General features: G+C 75.9%; 24 protein-coding genes. 10 read left to right on the top strand and 14 right to left on the bottom strand.

The features are described from left to right. Positions 1 to 116: 116 nt before the first annotated feature. Positions 117 to 2,036, bottom strand: a complete 1,920-nt coding sequence (gene dxs / locus ACI780_RS14490; protein WP_457003708.1) for a 1-deoxy-D-xylulose-5-phosphate synthase — start codon at positions 2,034 to 2,036, stop codon at positions 117 to 119. Positions 2,037 to 2,238: 202 nt separating this feature from the next. On the opposite strand from dxs, the gene ACI780_RS14485 reads away from it, so the two are divergent. Further along, complete coding sequence (locus ACI780_RS14485; protein ID WP_456872224.1) at positions 2,239 to 3,420, top strand: ROK family protein; 1,182 nt, start codon at positions 2,239 to 2,241, stop codon at positions 3,418 to 3,420. A gap of 15 nt (positions 3,421 to 3,435) precedes the next feature. Here the strand turns inward: ACI780_RS14485 and ACI780_RS14480 are convergent, their stop codons facing one another. The 4 genes from ACI780_RS14480 to ACI780_RS14465 all read right to left on the bottom strand — a co-directional run bounded on the left by ACI780_RS14480 (position 3,436) and on the right by ACI780_RS14465 (position 7,519). Then, positions 3,436 to 3,804 (bottom strand): hypothetical protein, encoded by a 369-nt coding sequence (locus tag ACI780_RS14480; protein ID WP_089404116.1) that lies wholly within the window; start codon positions 3,802 to 3,804, stop codon positions 3,436 to 3,438. 126 nt (positions 3,805 to 3,930) lie between these two features. Beyond that, positions 3,931 to 4,158, bottom strand: coding sequence for a DUF4177 domain-containing protein (locus ACI780_RS14475; RefSeq protein ID WP_456872223.1), 228 nt, complete (start codon positions 4,156 to 4,158; stop codon positions 3,931 to 3,933). 27 nt (positions 4,159 to 4,185) lie between these two features. After that, the gene (locus tag ACI780_RS14470; RefSeq protein WP_457003705.1) at positions 4,186 to 5,487 is read right to left on the bottom strand and encodes a class I SAM-dependent RNA methyltransferase; all 1,302 of its coding nucleotides are present in this window, start codon (positions 5,485 to 5,487) and stop codon (positions 4,186 to 4,188) included. Next, the gene (locus ACI780_RS14465; protein ID WP_456872221.1) at positions 5,480 to 7,519 is read right to left on the bottom strand and encodes an APC family permease; all 2,040 of its coding nucleotides are present in this window, start codon (positions 7,517 to 7,519) and stop codon (positions 5,480 to 5,482) included. The genes ACI780_RS14470 and ACI780_RS14465 overlap by 8 nt, the downstream gene beginning before the upstream one ends. A gap of 124 nt (positions 7,520 to 7,643) precedes the next feature. Between ACI780_RS14465 and ACI780_RS14460 the strand changes: the two genes are divergently transcribed. The 3 genes from ACI780_RS14460 to ACI780_RS14450 all read left to right on the top strand — a co-directional run bounded on the left by ACI780_RS14460 (position 7,644) and on the right by ACI780_RS14450 (position 10,003). Further along, positions 7,644 to 8,348, top strand: a complete 705-nt coding sequence (locus ACI780_RS14460) for a potassium channel family protein (RefSeq protein WP_456872220.1) — start codon at positions 7,644 to 7,646, stop codon at positions 8,346 to 8,348. Continuing rightward, positions 8,348 to 9,013 (top strand): potassium channel family protein, encoded by a 666-nt coding sequence (locus tag ACI780_RS14455; RefSeq protein ID WP_456872219.1) that lies wholly within the window; start codon positions 8,348 to 8,350, stop codon positions 9,011 to 9,013. The genes ACI780_RS14460 and ACI780_RS14455 overlap by 1 nt, the downstream gene beginning before the upstream one ends. Before the next feature lie 102 nt (positions 9,014 to 9,115). Next, positions 9,116 to 10,003: an alpha/beta fold hydrolase gene (locus ACI780_RS14450; RefSeq protein WP_457003702.1), complete on the top strand. Its 888-nt coding sequence runs from the start codon at positions 9,116 to 9,118 to the stop codon at positions 10,001 to 10,003. A gap of 7 nt (positions 10,004 to 10,010) precedes the next feature. On the opposite strand, the gene ACI780_RS14445 is transcribed toward ACI780_RS14450, so the two are convergent. The 7 genes from ACI780_RS14445 to ACI780_RS14415 form a co-directional block, all read right to left on the bottom strand. Further along, positions 10,011 to 10,883, bottom strand: coding sequence for a DUF3159 domain-containing protein (locus ACI780_RS14445; protein ID WP_457003700.1), 873 nt, complete (start codon positions 10,881 to 10,883; stop codon positions 10,011 to 10,013). Continuing rightward, entirely contained in the window at positions 10,880 to 11,257 is a 378-nt protein-coding gene (locus tag ACI780_RS14440) for an OB-fold nucleic acid binding domain-containing protein (protein WP_089404122.1), read from the bottom strand. Before ACI780_RS14440 ends, ACI780_RS14445 begins: the two co-directional genes overlap by 4 nt. Further along, positions 11,254 to 12,060, bottom strand: a complete 807-nt coding sequence (locus tag ACI780_RS14435; protein ID WP_456872216.1) for an alpha/beta hydrolase family protein — start codon at positions 12,058 to 12,060, stop codon at positions 11,254 to 11,256. Before ACI780_RS14435 ends, ACI780_RS14440 begins: the two co-directional genes overlap by 4 nt. After that, the gene (locus ACI780_RS14430; protein WP_457003697.1) at positions 12,057 to 12,872 is read right to left on the bottom strand and encodes a DUF3710 domain-containing protein; all 816 of its coding nucleotides are present in this window, start codon (positions 12,870 to 12,872) and stop codon (positions 12,057 to 12,059) included. Before ACI780_RS14430 ends, ACI780_RS14435 begins: the two co-directional genes overlap by 4 nt. A gap of 1 nt (position 12,873) precedes the next feature. Next, on the bottom strand, positions 12,874 to 13,359 hold the full coding sequence (gene dut / locus ACI780_RS14425) for a dUTP diphosphatase (protein WP_456872214.1): 486 nt from the start codon (positions 13,357 to 13,359) through the stop codon (positions 12,874 to 12,876). Between the two features lie 10 nt (positions 13,360 to 13,369). Further along, the gene (locus tag ACI780_RS14420) at positions 13,370 to 14,251 is read right to left on the bottom strand and encodes a hypothetical protein (protein WP_456872213.1); all 882 of its coding nucleotides are present in this window, start codon (positions 14,249 to 14,251) and stop codon (positions 13,370 to 13,372) included. 136 nt (positions 14,252 to 14,387) lie between these two features. Continuing rightward, positions 14,388 to 14,690 carry a DUF4193 domain-containing protein gene (locus tag ACI780_RS14415; RefSeq protein ID WP_089404127.1) on the bottom strand — a complete coding sequence of 101 codons (303 nt, stop codon included), beginning with the start codon at positions 14,688 to 14,690 and terminating at the stop codon, positions 14,388 to 14,390. A gap of 294 nt (positions 14,691 to 14,984) precedes the next feature. On the opposite strand from ACI780_RS14415, the gene ACI780_RS14410 reads away from it, so the two are divergent. Further along, complete coding sequence (locus ACI780_RS14410) at positions 14,985 to 16,028, top strand: phosphotransferase family protein (protein ID WP_457003694.1); 1,044 nt, start codon at positions 14,985 to 14,987, stop codon at positions 16,026 to 16,028. 70 nt (positions 16,029 to 16,098) lie between these two features. After that, positions 16,099 to 16,641: a LytR C-terminal domain-containing protein gene (locus tag ACI780_RS14405; RefSeq protein ID WP_456872211.1), complete on the top strand. Its 543-nt coding sequence runs from the start codon at positions 16,099 to 16,101 to the stop codon at positions 16,639 to 16,641. Positions 16,642 to 16,679: 38 nt separating this feature from the next. On the opposite strand, the gene ACI780_RS14400 is transcribed toward ACI780_RS14405, so the two are convergent. Further along, the gene (locus tag ACI780_RS14400; protein WP_457003692.1) at positions 16,680 to 17,483 is read right to left on the bottom strand and encodes an inositol monophosphatase family protein; all 804 of its coding nucleotides are present in this window, start codon (positions 17,481 to 17,483) and stop codon (positions 16,680 to 16,682) included. Between the two features lie 60 nt (positions 17,484 to 17,543). Here ACI780_RS14400 and ppgK point away from each other — a divergent pair, with 60 nt between their 5' ends. Both ppgK and ACI780_RS14390 read left to right on the top strand, forming a co-directional pair. After that, the gene (ppgK, locus tag ACI780_RS14395; protein WP_456872209.1) at positions 17,544 to 18,287 is read left to right on the top strand and encodes a polyphosphate--glucose phosphotransferase; all 744 of its coding nucleotides are present in this window, start codon (positions 17,544 to 17,546) and stop codon (positions 18,285 to 18,287) included. Positions 18,288 to 18,543: 256 nt separating this feature from the next. Continuing rightward, a complete protein-coding gene (locus ACI780_RS14390) occupies positions 18,544 to 19,914 on the top strand; it encodes an RNA polymerase sigma factor (RefSeq protein WP_456872208.1) in 1,371 nt (456 codons plus the stop codon). Between the two features lie 63 nt (positions 19,915 to 19,977). Here the strand turns inward: ACI780_RS14390 and ACI780_RS14385 are convergent, their stop codons facing one another. Beyond that, positions 19,978 to 20,553: a hypothetical protein gene (locus tag ACI780_RS14385; protein ID WP_456872207.1), complete on the bottom strand. Its 576-nt coding sequence runs from the start codon at positions 20,551 to 20,553 to the stop codon at positions 19,978 to 19,980. Between the two features lie 500 nt (positions 20,554 to 21,053). Between ACI780_RS14385 and ACI780_RS14380 the strand changes: the two genes are divergently transcribed. Together ACI780_RS14380 and ACI780_RS14375 are read left to right on the top strand one after the other, a co-directional pair. After that, a complete protein-coding gene (locus tag ACI780_RS14380) occupies positions 21,054 to 21,278 on the top strand; it encodes a DUF7455 domain-containing protein (RefSeq protein WP_089404386.1) in 225 nt (74 codons plus the stop codon). A gap of 143 nt (positions 21,279 to 21,421) precedes the next feature. Beyond that, entirely contained in the window at positions 21,422 to 23,806 is a 2,385-nt protein-coding gene (locus ACI780_RS14375; RefSeq protein ID WP_457003688.1) for a VanW family protein, read from the top strand. Positions 23,807 to 23,846: the final 40 nt, after the last annotated feature.

Here is a 23,846-nt window from a genome sequence, read left to right as displayed (position 1 = left end):
GCCTTGGACGAGGGGGCGGTCGTGGCCCACCGCCGGGCGGCGGGCCACCCCCCCGACCGACACCCCGGCCGCGGCACGATCAGGTCACCTGATCGTGGCGGGAGACCCCCGGCCGGCTACTGCTGGGCGCCGTCCACCGGCTCGACGGCGGCCGGCTGCTCCGCGCGCTCGGTGACCACCGCGGCCCACTCGGCGATGCGCCGGGCGACGTCCTGCTCGGTCAGCCCGCAGTCGGCCAGCACCTGCCCGCGGCTGCCGTGCTCGAGGAACGCCTGGGGCAGGCCGAGGGACCGCACGGGGACGTCGACCTGGTGGTCCTGCAGCGCCCGGGTCAGCGTCGAGCCGACGCCGCCGGCCCGCCCGCAGTCTTCGACGGTGACCACCAGCCGGTGCGCGCCGGCCAGCTCGACGAGCTCGTCGGCGACCGGCAGCACCCAGCGCGGGTCGACGACGGTCACCCCGATGCCGTGGTCGGCGGCGCGCTCGGCGGCGGCCAGGCAGGTGGGCACCATCGACCCGACGGCGACCAGCAGCACGTCGGCCCGCTCCCCGCGGCGCAGCACGTCGACCGGCCCGCGCCGCTCCAGCGCCGGGACGTCGACCGGCGGGGCGCCCTTGGGGAAGCGCACGACCGTGGGCCCGTCGGACACCGCGACCGCCTCGCGCAGCACCTCGCGCAGCGTCGGCTCGTCGCGCGGGGCGGCCATGCGCAGCCCCGGGACGACGGAGCAGATCGAGAAGTCCCACATGCCGTTGTGCGAGGCGCCGTCGGTGCCGGTGACCCCGGCCCGGTCGAGGACGACGGTGACCGGCTGCCCGTGCAGGGCGACGTCCATCAGCAGCTGGTCGAAGGCCCGGTTGAGGAAGGTGGAGTAGACCGCGACCACCGGGTGCAGGCCGGCCATCGCCATGCCCGCGGCGCTGGTCAGCGCGTGCTGCTCGGCGATGCCGACGTCGAAGGTGCGCTCGGGGAACCGCTCGGCGAAGGCGGCCAGGCCGGTGGGGTGCAGCATGGCGGCGGTGACCGCGACGACGTCGGCCCGCTCGGCGCCGATGCGCACGAGCTCGTCGGAGAAGGCCGCCGTCCAGTCGCGCGCGGCGACCGGACCGACCCCGCTGTCGGGGTCGAACACGCCGGTGGCGTGCCAGGCGTCGATCTGGTCGGTCTCGGCCGGTGGGTAGCCGAAACCCTTGGTGGTGACGGCGTGCACGATCACCGGGCGACCGAAGGACCGCGCCCGGCGCAGCGCGGACTCCAGCCCCTCGACGTCGTGGCCGTCGACCGGGCCGACGTACTTCAGGCCGAGGTCCTCGAACATGCCCTGCGGCGCGAGGACGTCCTTGACGCCCTTCTTGAGCCCGTGCAGCGCGTCGTAGAGCGCCGAGCCCACGACCGGGGCCCGGTGCAGCGCCTGCCGGATGGCCAGCAGCGCCTGCTCGTAGCCGGGGCGCAGCCGCAGCGTGGCGAGCGCGTCGGCGACGCCGCCGATGGTCGGTGAGTAGGACCGGCCGTTGTCGTTGACGACGATGACCACCGGCCGGTCCTGCGCGGCGGCGATGTTGTTCAGCGCCTCCCAGGCCATGCCGCCGGTGAGGGCGCCGTCGCCGACGACGGCGACGACGGGGCGCTGGTCGCCGCGGACGGCGAAGGCCTTGGCCAGCCCGTCGGCGTAGGACAGCGAGGTGGAGGCGTGGCTGTTCTCCACCCAGTCGTGCTCGCTCTCGGTCCGGCTCGGGTAGCCGGAGAGCCCGCCGCGCTGGCGCAGCCGCTCGAAGCCCTCGACGCGGCCGGTGAGCATCTTGTGCACGTAGGCCTGGTGGCCGGTGTCGAACACGATCGGCTCGTGCGGGGACTCGAACACCCGGTGCAGGGCGATGGTGAGCTCGACGGTGCCGAGGTTGGGACCGAGGTGGCCGCCGGTGCGGGCCACGCTCGTGACGAGCGCGTCACGGATCTCCGCGGCCAGGGCCGGCAGCTGCTCGGCGGGCAGGGCCCGGAGGTCGGCGGGGTCGCGGAGCGAGCGCAGGAGCGACACGGCGCAGCGGTGTCCTCTCTGTCGGCGGCGGGAGCACGGCTCGTCGGCGGCCGCCGATCCACTGTAGTCGCGTTCCGCGGGTCCCTCCCGGCGACGGCGGCAGCGGGCCGGACCGGTCCGTCCCGGACGGGGCGTCCTCCGCGACGGGGGTCCACTTCCGTCGTTCATTGACAGAAGGCGACGGTGTGCTCACGATCACGCCATGAGACGGCCGTGGCTGCCCGACCTCACCGGCCCCTCGCGCCGGCTGGTCCACGCGCTGCGGGTCGACGGCCCGGCCACGCGGGCCCAGCTGGTCGAGCAGACCGGGCTGTCCCGCGCGACCGTCTCCGGGTACGTCGCCGAGCTCGTCGACCGGGGGCTGGTCGCGCCCGCCGACCCCTCCGACGCGCTGCCCACCGGCGGCCGGCCCGCCCGGCGGGTGCAGCTGACCCGCCGCGCCGGCGTCGTCGTCGGGGTGGACGTCGGGCGCACCCACGTCCGCACCGCCGTCGCCGACCTCTCCCACCGGATCGTCGGCGAGGAGGTGACGACGCTGCCGGTCGCCGACCTCGGTGCCGACGCGGTCCTCGACACCGTCGCCGCGCAGGTCGAGGACGAGCTCCACCGGGCCGGCGCCGGCACCGACGACGTCGTCGGGGCGGTCGTCGGCCTGCCGACGCCGGTCGTCGGCCGCGCCGCCGACTCCGGCGGCACCGTGGCGCGCTCCAACATCCTGCCGACGTGGTCGGGCCGGACCCCGGGCCCCGCGCTGCAGGAGCGGCTGGGCGTCCCGGTGATCGTCGAGAACGACGCCAACCTCGGCGCCGTGGCCGAGGTGCGCTGGGGCGCCGGCCGCGGCTCGCGCTCGACGATCTACCTGAAGATGGCCACCGGCGTGGGCGGCGCGCTGGTGCTCGACGGCGACCTGCTGCGCGGCGTCTCCGGCACCGCCGGCGAGATGGGCCACGTGAGCCTGGACCCGGCCGGGCCGCTGTGCCGCTGCGGCAACCGCGGCTGCCTGGAGCTGACCGCCGGCGGGAGCGCGCTGCTGCAGGCGATCCGCTCGGCCGGGCCGCACTACCCCGACCTGCGCGCGCTGGTGGCCGGCGCGCAGGACGGCGACCAGGCCTGCCGGCGGCTGATCGCCGACGCGGGCGCGTCGGTGGGCGTCGTCCTCGGCGGGCTGGTCAACGTGCTCAACCCCGACCGCATCGTCGTCGGCGGGGAGCTCGGCACCGCCGGCGACCTGCTGGTCGACCCGCTGCGGCGGGCGCTCGCGCAGTCGGCCATCCCCGCGGCGGCCGAGCAGCTCACCGTGGTGCCCGGCTCCCTCGGCGGCCGCGCGGAGCTGCTCGGCGCGCTCGCGGTCGGGATCCGGGAGGCCGACCGGCTCGGCGGCTGAGGAGGGACCACCGGCTCAGAGCCGGGGCACCCAGACCTCCCCGCGCAGCGCCCCGGCCACGACCGTCACGCCGCGTGCCGCGGCGGCCAGCCGCGCGCCCTCCCGCTCGTAGGCGGCCACGGCGGCCTCCAGCGCGTCCGGCGGCAGGTGGTCGGCGAGGTCGACCCGGACGGTGCGCCAGCCCTCCCGGGCGGCCGCGAGCCCCGCGCCGACGTGGTCCCCGGCCATCCGGGCCAGCAGGACCGGGTAGCGGCGCAGCACCTCGTGCGCGCGGTAGTCCGGCGGCACCAGGTCGAACAGCCAGGTGACCGCGCTGCGCTCCCAGTCGGGCGCGCCCGGCGGGCGCACCTGCTCCGGCCAGCCCGGCGGCACGCTCGCTCCCACACCGGCAGTGTGCCGCAGGTCGAACGCGTGTTCGACCGCAGGGTGCGGGAACGGCCCCCTCGCAGGGTCCCGTGGCCGGCGTGCGAGCCGCGGGGGGCGAGGGGGTCCTTCACCACCCGGTCGTGATCAGCTGCGCTGTCGCTTGAGCCAGAACTGCTCGAAGCCCCAGGTGCCGGCGCCGCTGGAGTGGTAGCTGACCAGCTCCCACCCCTCGCCGCCGAGCCGGTTGAGCACCGAGCTGGTGTCCCCCTGCTGCCGCTCGAGGCCGCCGCCGGGGAGCTTGACGCTCACCCCCGCGCGCTGCGACTCGGCGTCGTTGGCCGTGATGACCGAGGCGTACTCCCAGGTGGTCACCCGACGACCGTATCCGGCGCCCCCGGATCAGGCCGCAGGGACGAGCAGGGCCACGCACTCGACGTGCGCGGTCATCGGGAAGGCGTCGAAGGCGCGCAGCCCGGCGAGGCGGTACCCGGCGTCGGCGAGGACGGCGACGTCGCGGCCCAGCGACGCGGGGTCGCAGGCCACGTAGACGACGGCGCGCGCGCCCGCGCCGGCCAGCACACGGCTGACCGCCGGCCCCGCGCCGGCGCGCGGCGGGTCGAGCACGACCACGTCGGGGCCGCCGCCGAGCTCGTCGAGCAGCCCGGTCAGCCCCTCGGCGTCGACCTCGCCCTGCCACACCTCGGCCTGCGGCAGCGCGCCCAGGTTCGCCTCGGCCGCGGCGCACGCCTCGGCGTCGGCCTCGACGCACACCACCCGCCCGGACTCCCCCACCGCGGGCGCCAGCGCGCCGCCGAACAGGCCCGCCCCGGCGTAGAGGTCGAGCACCGTCTCCCCCGGCCGCACCGCGGCGAGCTCGCCGACCGCGGTCACCAGCGCGTCGGCGGCCGACTCGTGCACCTGCCAGAAGCCGGTGCCCTCGACCTCCCAGTCCCGCCCGGCGGCACGGCGGCCGGCCCGACCCGCGGGCGGCCCCGGCGTCTGCTCGCCCGGCTGCAGCACGCGGGTCGAGGTGGGCACGCCGCGCCGGTCGAGCCGGGTGGTGGTCACCGTGCCCGCGGAGTCGACGGCGACGTCGACGGCGCCCGCGCCCGGCCAGCGGCGCGTCAGCACCGCGCGGGCGGCCGCCTCGACGGTGATGGGGCAGTCCTCGAGGGGGAACAGGTCGTGCGAGCGGTGCCGTCGCAGCCCCGGCGTCCCGGCCCGGTCGACGGCGAAGCGCGCCCGCGATCGCCAGCGCAGCGGGCCGCCGGGCAGCGCCTCGACGGCCAGGCCGGCCAGCAGCGGGTCGGCGGGGTCGAGCCGGCCGAGCCGGGTGAGCTGCTCGCGGACGACGTCGGCCTTCAGCCGGCGCTGCCCCTCCCAGGACACGTGCTGCCAGTCGCAGCCGCCGCAGCGCCCCGGCCCGCTGTACGGGCACGGGCGCTCGACGCGGTCGGGCGAGGCCTCGAGCACCTCGACCGCGTCGGCGCGGCAGTACCCGGGCTGGCGGTCCTCGGTGACCCGGACGACGACCCGCTCCCCCGGCAGGGCGTGCCGCACGAACACCACCCGGCCCGCGTGCCGGGCCACGCAGTGCCCGCCGTGGGCCACCCGGCCGACGGTCACCTCGAACTCCCGCCCGGTCCACCCCCCGCCCCGGTCGGGACGCGGCGACCGGGGACGGCGGCGGCCGTCAGCCATAGGGGGTGGACTCCGCCTGGTCGTCGGTGAGCCCGCGGCGCAGGTCGCCCGGCGCCGGGCCGCCCCCGCGGTCGTCGTCGCGGCCGATCGAGCTCTCCAGCTGCCACGGCACGGTGGTGATCATGACGCCGGGCTGGAACTGCAGCCGGGCGCGCAGCCGCAGCGCGCTCTGGTTGTGCAGGACGTTCTCCCACCAGTGCCCGACGACGTACTGCGGCACGAACACGATGACCAGCTCGCGCGGGCTGGCGCGGCGGACGGCCTTGACGTAGTCGACCACCGGGCGGGTGATCTCCCGGTACGGCGACTCCAGCACGGTCAGCGGGACGGGGATGTCGTAGCGGTCCCAGTCGGCCTGCAGCCCGCGGGTGTCGGCGTCGTCGACGTTGACCGTCAGCGCGGTGAGCTCGTCGGGCCGGGTGGCGCGGGCGAAGGCCAGGGCGCGCAGCGTCGGCTTGTGCACCTTGGACACCAGCACGATCGCGTGCACCTTGCTGGGCAGCAGGCGCGAGTCGGTGTCGGGCACCAGCTGCTCGGCCACGTGCGAGTAGTGCCGGTTGATCGCCTTCATCAGCACGAACAGGATCGGCATCACCAGGATCACCAGGTAGGCGCCGCGGGTGAACTTGGTGATCACGATGATCACGAGGACGACGGAGGTCAGGCTGCCGCCGATGGTGTTGATCACCTGCGAGCGGCGCATGCGGCGCTTCTCGGCCTGGTCGGCGGAGAGCCGGATCTCGCGGTTCCAGTGCCGGACCATGCCCCACTGGCCGATCGTGAAGCTGGTGAAGACGCCGACGATGTACATCTGGATCAGCCGGTTGGGATCGGCCGCGAAGGCGATGATCAGCAGCGCCGCGAAGCCGGCCAGCAGCAGGATCCCGTTGCTGTAGACGAGCTTGTCGCCCCGGGTGTGCAGCTGGCGGGGCAGGAACCGGTCCTGCGCGAGCACCGACCCCAGCAGCGGGAAGCCGTTGAAGGCGGTGTTGGCGGCCAAGACGAGAACCAGCGCCGTCGCCGCCTGGATGTAGAAGAACCCGATCGACTGGTCCCCGCCGAAGGTGGCCGCGGCCAGCTGCGCGATGACGGTGCGCTGCGGGTCGGTCTCGCAGTCGCCCGGGAACCCGATGAGGTCGCAGGTGTTCTCCGCGTAGCGGACCTCGCCGAGCAGGGCCAGCGCGGTGACCCCGGCGAACATCGTCGCGGCGATGCCGCCCATCAGCGCCAGCGTCGTCGCGGCGTTGCGCGACTTCGGCGGCCGGAAGGCGGGGACGCCGTTGGCGATGGCCTCGACGCCGGTGAGCGCGGTGCAGCCGGAGGCGAAGGCGCGCAGCGCGAAGAACACCAGCGCGACGCCGCCCAGCTGGTCGTAGCCCGGCTCGGGGGCGATCGTCCAGCCGGCGCTCTCGGCGACGACCGGGGCGTCGGTGAGGAAGTCGCGGATCAGCCCGGTGACGATCATCACCATGATCCCGGCGACGAACAGGTAGGTCGGGACGGCGAAGGTCTTCCCCGACTCCCGCACCCCGCGCAGGTTGGTGGCCGCGAGCAGCGCCACGAGGCCGACGGCGATGAGCACGCGGTGCTCGTTGAGGGCGGGGAACGCCGAGATGATGTTGTCGGTGCCGGCCGAGACCGACACGGCCACGGTGAGCACGTAGTCGACCAGCAGGGCGCTCGCGACGGTGAGCCCGGCGAACTGCCCGTGGTTCTTCATCGCGACCTCGTAGTCGCCGCCGCCGGAGGGGTAGGCGTGCACCACCTGCCGGTAGGAGAGCACCACGGTCGCCAGCAGCAGCACGACGACGACGGCCAGCCACGGCGCCAGGAACAGGAACGCCGTCCCGGCGAGGGTCAGCACGATGAGGATCTCCTGCGTGGCGTAGGCCACCGAGGAGAGCGGGTCGCTGGCGAAGATCGGCAGCGCGAGGGACTTGGGGAGCAGGGACTCCCCGGACCGGTCGCTGCGGACCGGCCGGCCCAGGACGAGCCGTTTGGGGAGTTGTCCGAGGTCGGACAGGCTGGGCACGGCGGCGATGGTACGAGCGCCGGGGCACCGGGTGCCGCACCCGTGAGGCGGTGCGCCCCCGAGGGGTCAGGCCTCCCCCGGCGGGCGCTCCGCCGCCCCGCCGGCGGGTGTAGCTTCGCGCCCGGTGAGCGGGCGGACGGCGCCCGCGAGCGAGCGGTGGGAGCGACACGTGCACGTGGTCGTCATGGGCTGCGGCCGTGTCGGCTCGGCGATCGCGCGGCGGCTGGAGAAGGTCGGCCACAGCGTCGCGGTCATCGACCAGGACCCCGAGGCGTTCCGCCGGCTCGGACCGGAGTTCACCGGCCGGCAGGTCACCGGCCTGGGCTTCGACCGGCAGGTGCTCCTCGACGCCGGCATCGACTCCGCCGGGGCCTTCGCCGCGGTGAGCAGCGGCGACAACTCCAACATCATCAGCGCCCGGGTGGCCCGCGAGACCTTCGGCGTCCAGCACGTCGTCGCCCGGATCTACGACTCCAAGCGCGCCGAGGTCTTCGAGCGCATGGGCATCCCGAGCGTGGCCACGGTGCCGTGGACGGTGAACCGGCTGATGCGCGAGCTGCTGTCGGTCAAGGTCAGCGAGATCTGGCGCGAGCCCACCGGCAAGGTCCTGCTGATGCGGGTGACCGTCACCGACGGCTGGGTCGGCCGCAAGGTCGCCGACCTCGAGACCGCCTGCGGCGCCCGCGCCGCCTGGCTGGTGCGGTTCGGCGAGTCGCAGCTGCTCACCGCGGGCACGGTGCTGCAGGACGGCGACCAGCTCGTCGTCGCCGCCACCGACGAGATCTCCGACCGGGTGCACCAGGCCGTCGAGCAGGGAGGGAGGGCCTGATGCGCGTGGCCATCGTGGGCGCCGGCGCCGTCGGGCGCTCCATCGCCGGGGAGCTGCTGTCCAACGGGCACACCGTCATGCTCATCGAGAAGGACGGCCGCAAGGTCCGCACCCGGGCGGTGCCCGGCGCGGAGTGGGTGCAGGCCGACGCCTGCGAGGTGTCCTCCCTCGAGGAGGCGCAGCTGGCCACCTGCGACGTCGTCGTCGCGGCCACCGGCGACGACAAGGCCAACCTCGTCGTCTCGCTGCTGGCCAAGACCGAGTTCGCCGTCAACCGCGTCGTCGCCCGGGTCAAGGACCCGCGCAACGAGTGGCTCTACACCGAGGCGTGGGGCGTCGACGTCGCCGTCTCCACCCCGCGGGTGCTCGCCGCGCTGGTGGAGGAGGCGGTGACCGTCGGCGACGTCGTCCGGCTGATGAGCTTCCGCAAGGGTGCGGCCAACCTCGTCGAGATCACCCTCGCCGAGGACACCCCGTGGGCCGGCCGGCCGCTGCGCGAGGTGCCGCTGCCGCGCGAGACGGTGCTCACCGCGCTGCTGCGCGGCGACCGCGTCATCACCCCGAGCCCGGACGAGCCGCTCGAGGTCGGCGACGAGCTGTTGTTCGTCACCCACGCCGACGTCGAGGAGCAGCTGCAGCAGGTGCTCTCCCCCACCGGCGCCTGAGCCGGGCGGCCCACCACCGCGGTTGACCCGCGCCGGGACCCGCGGCCAGGATGGCCGGGCCGGCACGGGCCGCGCGACGGTCCCCGACGACGAGGGGCGCCCATGAGCGACACCGCCACCGTCCCGGTGCCCCACCTGGGCACCTCGGTCATCGGCCACCGGTTCGCCCGCGCCTACGACCCGTCCCTGCCGACGCTGGTCCTGGTCAACTCGTTCAGCACCTCCGCCGACCTCTACCGGCCGCAGTTCGCCGACGACGAGCTCGCCGCCACGGCGAACCTGCTCGCCCTCGAGCCCTACGGCCACGGCCGCACCCGCGCCTCGTACGCCCAGTTCACCTACTGGGACTCGGCCATCGCCGACCTGCAGGTCCTCGACGCGCTCGGCATCCCCGACGCGTTCGTCCTGGGCACCTCGCAGGGCGGGTGGATCGCCGCCCGGATGGCGGTGCTCGCGCCGGACCGGATCCGGGGCATCGTCGCGCTGGGCACCTCGATGGACACCGAGAGCCCGCGCAGCCGCGACCTGGGCTGCTGGGACGGCGTCGCCTTCTGCACCCCGGCCATCGACGCCCTCAGCGCGCCCGTCGGGGAGGACTGGGCGGTCCCGGCGGAGATGGTCGACGCCGTCCTCGCCGAGGGGTTCGGGCCGGACGTGCCGCCCGCGGAGCGCGCCTTCTGGCACGCGCGGCACCGGGAGAACTACGCCGGCGACGACGGCCGCGAACGACTCCGGCTCGCCTCCGTCAACCTGCGCGACCGCGACGGGCTGCACGGCCGCCTCGACGGCGTGCGCTGCCCGGTGCTGTGGATGCACGGCACCGCCGACACCGTCTACTCCGTCGCCAACGCCGAGGAGGAGATCCGGCTGTTCTCGAACAGCCCGCACGCCGAGCTGCGCGTGGTCGAGGGCGGCCGGCACTTCCTCAGCGCCTCCGACCCCGCGGCCGTCGACGCCGCCACGGTCGAGTTCGTCCGCCGCTGGGCGTAACGGGCGCTCAGTCCGGCCCGGGCGCGCCGCCGTCGGTGGCCACGCGGTGGCGGTGCAGGCGGGCGACCACCCACAGCGTCACCGCCAGCGCGGCCGCGGTGACCGGCAGGCCCAGCACCAGCGAGGCGACGCCGAGCAGGTCCTCCTCGTTGGCGAGGTACAGCGGCGTCTGCACCGCGACCCGCAGCAGGAACGTCAGCGCCCACAGCACGGTCAGCCACCCGTAGGCGCGGACCACCCGCGGGTCGTCGCGCCAGTGCCGCTCGGGATCGGGGTCGACCGGCCGCTGCGCGGACCCCGGCGCGTCGGCGGGCACCCCGTGGGGCTCGGCCTCCGGCGCCGGCCGGGAGTGCAGCCGGGCGCGGGCGGTGTCGACCCGCCGCCGCAGGCCCGGCAGCGAGTGCGCGGCCATGGAGCCCAGGTGGCTCGGTGCCAGGAACTCGGCGAGGACGCCGATCAGCGGCCAGCGCAGCGGCACCGACGCCAGCAGGACGACGCCGATGACGGCGTTGCGGATGATCCCGGGCACGAAGTAGTTGCGGGCCTGCCCGGAGGCCGCGGCGATCGCGACGGCGACGGCGACGCCGAAAAGGCCGCTGAAGGCCTGCTGCACGCTCTCCCGGCGGACCAGCCGGAAGGCGAGGACGAGCAGCGCGGCTCCGATCGCGCACCAGATGCCGGTGCGCAGGTCGCCGAGGGCGTTGGCGACGATGAACGCCACGGTGGGCAGCGAGGCGTCGACCATCCCGCGCCAGCCACCGAGCTGCTCGAGCACCAGGTGCCGGTCGAAGGTCACGCCCGGGCCGGCGTCCCCGGTCTCCTCCTGCTGCGCTGGTCCCCCGGGCTCGCGCCGGCCGTCGTCGTCGGCCGCCGCCGTCACCCCGCGCTCAGCTCGTACCAGGGGTTGTAGATCACCTTGCGTCCGTCGAAGGAGGCGAACCGCCCGCGCGCGGTCAGCGTGCGGCCGGGCTCGATGCCCGGGATGCGCCGGCGGCCCAGCCAGACGAGGGTCACCGAGCCGGACCCGTCGAACAGCTCGGCCTCGAGGGTCGGGACCGTCTCGCGAGGGGTGTAGACGACCGACTTCAGCCGGCCGGTCACGGTGACCACCGCGCCCTTGCGGCAGGCGCTGACCAGCTCGCAGCCGGCGCGGTCGGTCTCGGCGCGCAGCTCCTGCGCGTCGATCGTGGAGTCGTCGGCGGTGAGTCGCTGGAGCCTGCGCGCGAGCCAGCCGCCGGGACGCGTCTGTGTCACGGGTCCAGCGTAATCCGGCTCAGGGGGTCGGGAGGGCCGCCGTCCCGCCGCTGTCGCAGCCAGTCGCGCGCCACCGCCCAGGCCTCGCCGGCCGGGTCGATCGGCTCCATGTGCCCGCCCGGGAGGGTGTGCACCCGCACTCGGTCACCGGCCGCCGTCGCGGCGGCCGCGTAGCGCTCGCTCTGCTCGGGCGGCACGACGTCGTCGCCGGTGCCGTGCACGCACAGGACGTCGGCACCGGTGGGCAGCAGCCGCACCGGGTCGGCGGCGACGTAGCGGTCGGGGACCTCGCCGGGCTCGCCGCCGAGGAACTCCTGGGTCGCCCGGCGGCCCAGCGCCCGCTCCGCCGCCCGGCCGAGGTCGAGCACGCCGGCCTGCAGCACGGCCGCGGTGACCCGCACCCGCGGCCCGGCGCCGGGTGCGCCGGCGGGCAGCCGCCCGCGGCCGGCGGCCCAGGCGGCGAGGTGGCCCCCGGCGGAGTGGCCGACGACGGTCACGTCGGTGAGGTCGAGCCGGTCGCGCTCGGGCAGGTCGGCGAGGCCGTCGACGGCGGCGGCGACGTCCTCCAGCGTGGCCGGCCAGCCGCCTCCCGCGCCCACCCGCCGGTACTCGACGGCGACCGCCGCCCAGCCGGCCGCGGCGAGGTCGGCGGCCAGCGGGCGGGCCAGCTCGACGCCGTGGGCGGCGCGCCAGAAGCCGCCGTGCACGACGACCACCACGGGCGCGGCGCCCTCCCCGCCGGGGAGGGACAGCTCGAGGAACTGGTCGGGGTGCGGCCCGTAGGCGACGGTCCGCGGGCTCACGCGCCCGGGCCGGCCGCCGGCGGCCGCGGCGCCGCGGGACGGGGAGCGCCCTGCTGCTGGGCCCCCTGCTGCTGGGCGGCCCCCTGCTGCTGGGCCCCCTGCTGCTGGGCCCCCTGCTGCTGGGCCCCCTGCTGCTGGGCGGCCTGCTGCTGGCGGGCGAGCTGCGCGGCGGCCTGGGGCGGCAGGGCCAGCGGCAGCTGCTCGCGCACCGGCATGGGGTCGGTGCCGCGCACGACGACGATCTGGCGGAAGACGTCCTCGAGGACCGCGGCCGCCTCGGGGCTCTCCGCGGCGGGGCCGCTGATCATGCCGCGCAGGAACCAGCGGGGGCCGTCGACGCCGAGGAAGCGGGCGGCCCGACGCTGCGGCTTCGGCGGCGGCCCGCCCGGCTGCGCGGGCGGGGTGACGACGACGGTGCCGGTCAGCTCGGGACCGAAGGGGCCCTCCACCTCGGTCAGCCGACCGCCCTGGCCGGACGCGCTGCGGGCGAGGTCGGCGCGGACGTCGTCCCAGATCCCGGCGGCGCGCGGCGCGGCGAAGGCGGAGACCTGCAGCAGCGAGTCGCCGTAGCGCAGCGTCGCGCCGATCACCTTCTGCTGCGGGTTGAGGTCGACGCGCAGCTCGGTGCCCGGGACGGCGGGCAGCCGCAGCGCGCCGAGGTCGACGCGGGGCCGGCCGTCCTCGGGTGCGTCGGCGACGTCGAAGGGGCCGGTGGTCTCGTCGACCTCCCGCTCCCGGTGCTGCGGCTCCGGCGGCACGCCGCGCTCGCGCAGGCTGCGGTCGATCCGGTTGCGCCGTCGTCCGAAGGGCATCTCAGGCCTCCTCTCCCCCGGGGCCGGCCGTGCCGGTCGAGCCGTGACCGCCCTCGCCGCGGACGCTGGCCGGCAGCTCCTCGACCGGCACGAACCGCGCCCGCACCACCGGCTGGACCACCAGCTGGGCCACCCGCTCACCGCGGCGCAGGGTCACCGGCGCCACCGGGTCGAGGTTGACCAGGTTCACCTTGATCTCCCCGCGGTAGCCGGCGTCGACGGTGCCGGGCGCGTTGACGATGCTCAGCCCGTGCCGCGCGGCCAGGCCCGAGCGCGGGTGCACGAACCCGGCGTAGCCCTCGGGGATGGCCACGGCCACGCCGGTGCCGACCAGGACCCGCTGCAGCGGTGCCAGCTCCACGTCCTCGGTGACGGCGAGGTCGGCTCCGGCGTCCCCGGGGAGGGCGTACTGCGGGGGCCGCGACCCGGGCGCGGTCAGCCGTACCGGGACGTCGACGGCAGGGGGCACTGCGGGGGGCTGGACCACGACCGCGAATCTAACCGCGCGCTCCGGGCCCGGGACGGCGCAGGTCGGCCCGGACGCGCCGGGCCAGGGCCTCGGTCGCCCTGAGGTTGACGCGGCCCCCGATGGCGGCGCCGACCAGCAGCGGCGCGGCCGCCCCGACGCCGCGGGCCATCCGGGTGGTGAGCCGGCGGCTGAGCGATCGCAAGCCGGCGGTGCCGAGCACCACGCCGAGCCCCTGCCGCTCCCCGCCGTCGTGGGCGCGCTGGGCGGCCCAGCTCGCCAGGTAGGCGGCGGCCCGCTCCCGGTCGTCACCCGCGGCGGCGCGGCCGTGCAGCTCGTGCAGCTCGCCGAGCAGCACCACCTCGACGGCGGCGGTCAGCAGTGTCTCGGCGCCCAGCTCCAGCGGCAGGGCCAGCAGCGACGGCGGGACCAGCCAGTGCGCCGCCGACAGCCCGCCGGTGGCCGCACCGACCGCGGCGGTCAGCCGGGCCGCCCGGGCGGTGAGCTCGTCGGCGATCTCCTCGTCCGAGCGCCCCGGGTGGGCGGCACGCAGGCGGGCGGCGTCGCGGACCGGCAGGCGGGGCGCGGCCGTGGCCAGCAGGTCCCCGAGGACCGGGCCGAGACCGCGCCTGCCGCCGTCGTCGCCGGGAGGAGGGGCAGCGCCGGGGACGTCCCCGCCGCGGGCCGTCGCGGCGGCGGCCGCAGAGGCGACGGCACCGACGACGTCGCGCAGCAGGCCGGCCGTCGGGCGGCGCGGGCCGTCGGGGCTCCCGCCGTCGGAACTCGCGCCGTCGCCGGCGGTGCCGCCGAGCAGCCCGGAGACGGCGTCGGCGACGGCCCGGGCGGCGCGGCCCAGCCCGGTCTCGGCCTCCGGCACGTCCCCCGGGGGGCCGGGGTCGGCAGGCTGCGTCACGGGGCGTGGCGGCGGGACGTCCCTGGGCGCGCCGAACCCGGTCATCGGCTGCTCCCTCCCCGTGCGTCCCGCCGCGCCTCCCCTGTCAGTGTCCCCGGCCCGGCCGTGGGTCCGCGAACGGCCGGAGGGGTCGTGCCTAAGCCGCGCAGTCGCGGCAGTAGTTCTCGTTGCCGCGGCTGGCGGCCAGGCGGCTGCGGTGCTGCACGAGGAAGCACCGCGAGCAGGTGAACTCGTCCTCCTGCTTGGGCAGGACGCGGACGGTCAGCTCCTCGTTGGACAGGTCCGCGCCGGGCAGCTCGAGGCTCTCGTTGAAGTCCGTCTCGTCGACGTCGACCGAGCTGGACTGCGCCTCGGCCCGCCGCGCCTTGAGCTCCTCGAGCGAGTCCTCGCCGAGCTCGTCGGCCTCGTTGCGGCGCGGGGCGTCGTAGTCGGTGGCCATGGGGTGTGCCCCTCCTCCGGGGTTGTCGCGGGCGGAACGCGCCCGCCTCGTCCGACGGCGGCGGCGGGCGCCACCGTCCTGTGCGGCCGACGGGGGCGGCCGCTGGTTCGGTCGCCGGACCTGCCCCGGAGCGACGCGGTGGTCGACCCGGTGCGGGACCGGCACCCCCCGAACGCCGTGCGGCTCCGGTTTGTGCCCGCCGTCAGGCACCGGGCACGTCTGCCGACGACGGGCCGGGACCGGGGGTCCGGCGGGCGGTCGGGAGGCGGAGTGCCGGAGGCTACCCTGCGGCCCGTGTCGAGTGCCGTGGGAGCTGACCCCGCCGTCGTCGGTCCGTACCTCGCCTCCGTGCTCGGGGACCCGCGCTGGCGCGAGGTCACCGTCGAGCTGATCGCGGCCGGCATGTCCAACCTCACCTACGTCGTCACCCCGGCGGGCGGCACGGTCGACGACGCGGTGATCCTGCGCCGCCCGCCCACCGGCGCGGTGCTGGCCACGGCGCACGACATGGCCCGCGAGCACCGGGTGATCAGCGCGCTGGGCCCGACCCCCGTCCCGGTGCCGCGGACGCTGCACCTGTGCACCGACCCGGAGGTGCTCGGCGCGCCCTTCTACGTCATGGAGCGCGTCGAGGGCCTGCACGTGGTCACCGACCTGCCGGCGGGCTACGCCGACCGCCCGGAGCAGCGCCGGGCGATCGGCGACGGGCTCATCGACGTGCTCGCCGACCTGCACTCGGTCGACCCGCAGGCGGTGGGCCTGGGGGACTTCGGCCGGCCCGAGGGGTTCCTCGCCCGGCAGGTGCGCCGCTGGAGCGGGCAGTGGGACGCCACGCGCGACCGCGACCGCCCGGCGATGGACGCCCTGGCCGCCCGGCTGGCCGAGACCGTCCCGGCCACGCAGCGGGCCGGGATCGTGCACGGCGACTACCGGCTGGACAACTGCCTGCTCGACCCGGAGCGGCCCGGCGGGATCCGCGCGGTGCTCGACTGGGAGATGTCGACGCTGGGCGACCCGCTCACCGACATCGGGATGCTGTTCGTCTACTGGCCCGAGGCCGGGGAGACCCGCCCGGTGCTCAGCCCGGTGACGACGCTGCCGGGCTTCCCCACCCGCCGGGAGATCGCCGACCGCTACGCCGGGCGCAGCGGCCTCGACCTCGGCGACCTGACCTGGTACGTCGGGTTCGCCTACTTCAAGTTCGCCGCGATCGTCGCCGGGATCGTCGCCCGCTCGGCGGCCGGCGCCATGGCGGGCAAGGACACCTCCGGGTACGCCGACCGCATCGACCCGTGCGTCGAGCTGGGACGCGCCGCGCTGGAGGACGGTGTCCTCTGAGGTCGGCGGCCGCCCCTAGACTCCGCGCGACCCGCCGGTCCGGTCCGGACGGGCGCCGAGGAGGACGAGCGTGAGCACCACCACCGACAGCCCTCCGGTGCGGCGCCGGAAGGACCGCCGTCCGGTGCCCCCGCTGGTCTTCCTGCTGGTCCTGGCCCTCGCCGCGCTCGGGGTGTGGTGGAAGGTGCTCACCGACGAGAGCAACCGCGCCGAGGCCGACGAGGCCGCCTGCGCCACCGCCGAGGCGGCCCCGCCGTCGCTGGACCCGACCACGCTGTCGGTCCGCGTCTTCAACGCCACTGACCGGGCCGGGCTGGCCCAGGAGGTCGCCGCGGAGCTGCAGTCGCGCGGGTTCGTCGTCGAGGAGATCGCCAACGACCCCTCCGAGCGCGAGGTGACCGGCAGCGGCGAGGTGCGGCACGGTCCCCGCGGCGAGGACGCGGCCCGCTACCTGGCGCTGTTCCTGCCCGGCGCCGGCACCTTCCTCGACACCCGGGCCACCGCCCAGGTCGACCTGGTGATCGGTCCGGACTACACCGGGCTGGCCTCGCCCGAGCAGGTGGCGGCGACCCTGAGCCCGATCGCGAGCGCCGAGGCCGCCTGCTCCGAGTGAACCGGCCCCCTCGGCCCGGCCGGTCCGGTGCGGCCGGCTCAGTGCAGCCGGTCCAGCAGCGCCAGGAACGGCTCGGCGACGGTCTCCGGGACGGCGACCGCCATCGGCTCGGCGAACGGCCGCCCGGGCAGCCCGGTGACCACCAGGCCCGCCTCCGCGGCGACCAGCGCGCCGGCGGCGTGGTCCCAGGGCTTGAGGCCGAGCTCGTAGTAGGCGTCCACCCGCCCGGCCGCCACGGCGCACAGGTCCAGGGACGCGCAGCCCTGCCGGCGGATGTCGCGCACCTCCGGCAGCAGCTGCGCGACGACCGCGCCCTGCGCCCGGCGCTGCTCGACCCGGTAGCCGAACCCGGTGGCGACCAGCGTCTGCCCGAGCGAGACCGGCCGGTTGCCGGACAGCCGCACCGGCTCGGGCTCCTCGCGGGTGGACAGCCAGGCCCCGCCGCCGGCGGTGGCGGTGAACAGGTCCCCGGTGGGCACGTCGAGGACCACCCCGGCCACGGAGACGCCGTCGACCTGCGCGGCGACGGAGACGGCGTACCCGCGCAGGCCGTAGAGGAAGTTGACCGTCCCGTCGATCGGGTCGACCACCCAGCGCACACCGCTGCTGCCCGGGCGGGAGGCGCCCTCCTCGCCGAGCAGGCCGTCGTCGGGGCGCGCGGCGAGCAGCCGGCCGGTGATCAGCCGCTCCGCGGCGGTGTCGACGGCGGTGACGACGTCGGTGGGGCTGGACTTGACGTCGACGGCGGCCGACCCGCGCTCGCGGGTGACGAGCGCAGCGGCCTCCCGCGCCGTGGCGACGGCCAGGTCGAGCAGGTCGGCGGGCGACGCGGGAGCACTCACCCGGGCGATCCTGCCCGAGCACCCCGCCGGGTCGCGGCGCCGGTCACTACTGTGGCCGCCGTGCAGGGGTTCGGCGTGGACATCGGCGGCAGCGGCATCAAGGGGTGCCTGGTCGACCTGGAGAAGGGTGCCCTCATCGGGGAGCGGATCCGTGTGGAGACACCGCAGCCCTCGGTGCCGACGGCGGTCTACGACGTCGTCGTGGGCATCGTCGACTCCTTCGGGTGGACCGGGCGGATCGGCGTCACCTACCCCGGCGTCATGAAGCGGGGGGTGGCGCACACCGCGGCCAACATGGACAAGGGCTGGATCGGCACCGACGTCGACGCCGGGCTCAGCGCGCGGATCCCCGGCGCCGTCGAGACGCTCAACGACGCCGACGCCGCGGGGCTGGCCGAGATGCGCTACGGCGCCGGCCGCGGCAAGGACGGCGTCGTCCTGCTGCTCACCTTCGGCACCGGCATCGGCAGCGCGCTGTTCGTCGACGGCCACCTGGTGCCCAACACCGAGTTCGGCCACATCCAGGTCGACGGTCACGACGGCGAGAAGCGGGCCTCGGCCGCCGCCAAGGACCGGGAGGAGCTCAGCTACCCGCACTGGGCCAAGCGGGTCGACCGCTACCTCGACGTCCTGGAGGCCAGCGTCTGGCCGGACCTGATCATCGTCGGCGGCGGGGTCAGCAAGAAGGCGCACAAGTGGGTGCCGCTGCTCAGCACGCGCACCCCGGTGGTCCCCGCGGAGCTGCAGAACGACGCGGGCATCGTCGGGGCGGCGCTGGCCGCCGCGGAGCACCTGGAGCCCTGAGCCGCCGGTGACGGGGACGGGGACGCCCCTTCCGGGCGACCGGGTGCGGCTCGAGGCGCTGGTCACACGGCGTCACGTCGCTACAATGGAGAAGCCCCCGCCCGTCACCACCCAGCCGGGAGTCATCCCCCCTCCGCCCCGCGGCCAAACACCGCACCGGTCCCCGGGGCTCCCTGTCCCGCGGCTGACGGCAGGGGCCGCTACCCGGGAGCCAGACCGCTCCCGGGGAACGCACCGAGCACGGGAAGGAACCTGAGTGCCCGCCGACAAGCCTGCACCGGACACCGACGTCGCGAGCAGCACCCGCTCCCGCACGGTGGCCGCGAGCACCCGGCCCTCCCGGACCAGCGCCCCCGTGGGCGTCGCCGAGGGCGCGGCCGCCAAGCCCGCGGCCCGCAAGAGGGCCCCGGCCAAGACGGCGGCGACGGCCGCCGCCACGGGCAAGCCGAGCACCATCCCCTCGCCGGGCGCCGGTGAGGGCACCGTGCTGACCGCCGTCGCCACCGACGACTCGGCCGTCGCGGTCATCGACGCCGGCGCCGAGGGCCTGACCCTCGACGAGACCGTCGTCGCCGGCCCGGACGGCGCCGAGCCCGCCGAGGTCCCGGCCGCCGAGGAGGCCACCGCCGAGGGCGGGGACTTCGAGTGGGACGACGAGGAGGAGTCCGAGGCGCTGCGGCAGGCCCGCAAGGACGCCGAGCTCACCGCCTCGGCCGACTCCGTCCGCGCCTACCTCAAGCAGATCGGCAAGGTCGCCCTCCTCAACGCCGAGGAGGAGGTCGACCTCGCCAAGCGCATCGAGGCCGGGCTCTACGCCGCCGAGCGGATGCGCCAGGTCGAGGAGGAGGGCCAGAAGCTCTCCCCGCAGATGCGCCGCGACCTCAACTGGATCATCCGCGACGGCGAGCGGGCCAAGAACCACCTGCTCGAGGCCAACCTCCGCCTGGTGGTCTCCCTCGCCAAGCGCTACACCGGCCGCGGCATGGCGTTCCTGGACCTCATCCAGGAGGGCAACCTCGGCCTGATCCGCGCGGTGGAGAAGTTCGACTACACCAAGGGCTACAAGTTCTCCACCTACGCCACCTGGTGGATCCGGCAGGCCATCACCCGCGCCATGGCCGACCAGGCCCGCACCATCCGCATCCCGGTGCACATGGTCGAGGTCATCAACAAGCTCGGCCGCATCCAGCGCGAGCTGCTCCAGGACCTCGGGCGCGAGCCCACCCCGGAGGAGCTGGCCAAGGAGATGGACATCACCCCGGACAAGGTGCTGGAGATCCAGCAGTACGCCCGGGAGCCGATCAGCCTCGACCAGACCATCGGCGACGAGGGCGACAGCCAGCTCGGTGACTTCATCGAGGACTCCGAGGCCGTCGTCGCGGTCGACGCGGTGAGCTTCACGCTCATGCAGGACCAGCTGACCAGCGTGCTGCAGACCCTCTCCGAGCGGGAGGCCGGCGTCGTCCGGCTGCGGTTCGGCCTCACCGACGGCCAGCCGCGCACGCTCGACGAGATCGGCCAGGTCTACGGGGTGACCCGCGAGCGGATCCGGCAGATCGAGTCGAAGACGATGTCGAAGCTGCGCCACCCGAGCCGCTCCCAGGTGCTGCGCGACTACCTCGACTGACCGTCCGGAGCAGCCGGGTGTCCGTACCGGGCACCCGGCTGCTCCGTGTCGGGTCGCCGGCCGTCAGCCGCCGAGCAGCGGCAGCAGCGCCGTGCAGTAGTCGTCGGACCGGCCGGTGGACTCCTTGTCCACGCGGATGAACGTGATCTCGTCGTCCGTGGGGTCGTCCGGCGTCCCGTTGAGGTCGACCCTGATCGTCTGGCGGACCTGGCCCGGGTTACGGGCGATCGGGGTGCCCTCGGCGTCGTACAGCGTCGATGCGCCGGTGGCCAGGAAGGTGACCAGCAGGGTCCCGCCGGCCTCCACGACCACCTCGATGTCCTTGTTGAGCACCCGGTCGACGGAGCTCGCGATCACCGTCGGGTCGTCGCCCAGCAGCGTCAGGGTCTCCTCGACCCGCAGCGTCTCCAGGTAGTACGGCACGCGGTCGGCTCCGCGGAGGGTGACCACGTAGCGGCCCCGGATGGTGGTGGCGATCTCCACGTCCTGCCCGGACCCGCAGAAGTCCTCCTCGACCCGCGTGAACGAGTCGGTGATCGTGCCCCTGTCCGGGGGCTGTGCCGCGGCGGTCCCCGTGACCGCCGCCGTCAGCAGCACCGCCAGGCTCCCCGTCGCCGCGATCGCTCGTGCAGGCCTCATGACGCCTCCAGCCGTTCTCCGCTTCCCGTCACCGGACCCGGTCGGGGCCGGCGACGGCGCAGCCTCGTCCCGCCGGACCCGGCCCAGGAGGAAGCAGCGCACGCGGGCCGCCCGCGACGGTGGGTCCGACGGCGCGTCGTCGAGCCGCGTGTCCTGCGCGTTGCGGGATGGTCACGATCTCACCCGCCTGAGCGGACCACGCGGTGTACCGCGGCACCGGCCGGGTAGACGGCGTAGCGTGGAGGACGTCGAGACAGCAGCGGACCCACGGCAGCCGGAAGCCATCCGGCGCACCGGCACCACCAGCACCACAGACAGACAGACCGGCACCACCCAGTGACGTCCCTGCTGAACCCCTTCCACCAGTCCCAGTGGCCACCGGCGCACCACCACCGGCGCGTCGGCCGCAGTGACGGGAGGCACGGGAACAGGAGGCTCCATCCTGGCGCTGTGCAGGAGGCCGATCCGCAGCCGCGGGTCCGTGCGGTAGAGAGCGAGTGATGACCCAGATGACCCAGACGCTGACGACGACCCCCGCCGCCGACGACCTGGTCGTGCCCTTCCACTGCGACCGGTGCGGCGCACTGGCGAAGGTGCGTGTCGTGCTCGCCAGCGGTAGCGACCTCGTCTTCTGCGGGCACCACGCTCGCGAGTACGAGTCCAAGCTCCGCGACATCGCCGTCGACATCATCGAGACCGACGGCGAGCAGCGCCTCACCCACTGACGGAGGCGCTATCGTCGCTCACCGCGATGATGCCCTCACCCGACGCCGCCGCCGGCGTCCCCGGACCGCCTCGTGCGGACGGGGACCCGGCGGCTCCGTCGTTCCCGGGGTCCCCCGGTCGACGGCGACCCGAGGAACCCCCGATGCCGCAGCACCCTGCCCCCTCCCCCGCGCCGACCGCCGGGGAGACCGCCGCTCCGGACCGCACCGCTCCGGACCGCACCGCTCCGGACAGCACCGCGCCGGAGACCCCCGCCCCGGAGACGTCCGCGCCCGGCGGGTTCTCCGACGACACCCGGCCGGTCCCCCGCGACCGCGGGCCGGTCGGCCCGGACGCACCGGCCGCCCCCGCGCCCCGCAGCTCCCGGGAGGCCCCGGCGGATGCCCCGGCCGGGGACGCCGCCGCCGGCACCGGGCAGCCCGCCGCGGGCCCTCCTGCCGGGGACACCCCCGCCGGGGACACCGCGCCCGACCCCGTCCACGACACGGTGACGCTCACCGGCGGTCCGGCCGCCTCCGCCGACACCGCGCACGCCACCGAGCCGGTCGACGTCGGCCCGCCCGCCGCCGCGGACCCGGCCCCTGCCGACCTCTCCGACACCGTCGCGCTGTCCGGCGCCGCGGTGCCGGCCGAGGCGCCTGCGGCCACCGCGCCCCCCGTCACCGCGCCCCCCGTTCCCGCGACCGGCCCCACGGCCGGCGCCGACGCCCCCGGGGCCGCTGGACCGCCTCCGCCGCCGGCCAGTCCGGCCGCGCCGCGCCGCCCGTGGTGGCGCCGGCCGGCCGCGCTCGTCCCGGTCGGCCTGCTCGCCGTCCTCGGCCTCGCCTACGGCGTCGACCTGCTCGTGGCCGGGGACGACCTGCCCCGCAACACCGTCGTCGCCGGTGTGGAGGTCGGCGGGCTGTCGCACGCGGCCGCGGCCACCGAGCTCGAGGAGCGCCTCGCGCCACGGGTGTCGGCCGACCACGTCGTCGTCGCCGACGACGTCGAGACGACCCTCTCCCCCGCGGCGGCCGGGATCACCCTCGACGTCGACGCGACCGTCGACGCCGCCGACGACCAGCCGCTGAACCCGTGGACGCGCCTGGTCTCCTTCTTCGACGACCGCGAGGTCACCCCGGTCATCACCGGCGAGGAGACCGCGCTGGCCGCCCAGGTCGACACCATCGCCACGCAGGTCGACCGCGCGCCGGTCGACGCCACCGTCGCCCTCGAGGGCACCACGCCGTCGGTGGTCGAGCCGGCCGACGGGCGGACGCTCGACCGCGAGGGCGCCGCCGACGCCATCACCACGGCCCTGGCCTCCGGCGGGGACCCGCAGACCCCGATCGAGCTGCCGGTCGACGTCACCCCGGTCCGGGTCGGCACCGAGGAGGCGCAGCGGGTCCTCGACGAGACCGTCACCCCCGCGCTGGCCGCCCCGGTCACCGTGACCAGCCAGGACGGCGCGACGTCGGTGGAGATCCCGGTCGAGGCCATCGCGGCCTCGCTCACCTTCACCCCGCAGGACGGCGGCGAGCTCGCCGTCGCCGTCGACCCCGCCGCCCTGCAGACGGCGATGGGCGAGGACTTCGCAGCGTTCGGCACCGCGCCGCAGGACGCCCGCTTCGAGGTCGGCGACGGCGCGGTGCGCGTCGTCCCCTCGGTCGACGGCACCGGGGTGGACCCCGACGCGCTGGCCGGCCAGCTGCTCGAGGTGCTCCCCGACCCCGCGCCGCGGACGGTCACCGCCGAGCTCGGCGCCGTCCCGGCCGACCTGACCACCCAGGAGGCCGAGGCGCTCGGCATCCGCGAGGAGGTCAGCTCCTTCACCACCACGACGACGAACAACGCCAGCGGCACCAACATCCGCGTCGTGGCCGAGGAGGTCGACGGCGCCCTGGTGCTGCCGGGCGAGACGTTCAGCCTCAACGGCTACACCGGCCCGCGCGGCACCGCGCAGGGCTACGTGCCGGCCAACGTGATCAGCGGCGGCGAGCTCTCGACCGCCGTCGGCGGCGGCATCAGCCAGTTCGCCACCACCATGTTCAACGCGGTGTTCTTCGCCGGCCTCGAGGACGTCTACCACAAGCCGCACAGCTTCTACATCAGCCGCTACCCCGCCGGCCGCGAGGCCACGGTGTACGAGGGCCAGATCGACCTGCAGTGGCGCAACGACACCGACACCGGCATCTACGTGGACACCCAGTGGGCGCCCGCGGCCTCCGGCGGGTCGATCACGGTCACCTTCTACGGGACCAAGCGCTACGAGGTCGAGGCCATCGAGGGCCCGCGGACGAACTACCGCCAGCCCGCGGTGCAGGAGAAGGTGGACGACGGTGACTGCATCCCGCAGTCCGGCGTCCAGGGCTTCGACGTCACGGTCACCCGGGTGTTCCGCGACCTGCAGTCCGGCGCCGAGATCCGCCGGGAGAGGTTCGACACGACGTACGCCGCCGAGGCGGTCATCCGGTGCGTCGCGCCGCCCCCGGCCGCCCCGGCGCCGGCCCCGGACGGCGGCACACCCCCGGCGCAGCCGACGGCCTGAGCCCACGTCCCGGACCCGCGGCCCGCGGCGCGGTCGCTCC

Source organism: Geodermatophilus sp. SYSU D00814 (assembly GCF_054050055.1).
The sequence above is the reverse complement of the archived record's forward strand: the minus strand, read 5'-3'. Positions and strand labels throughout refer to the sequence as shown.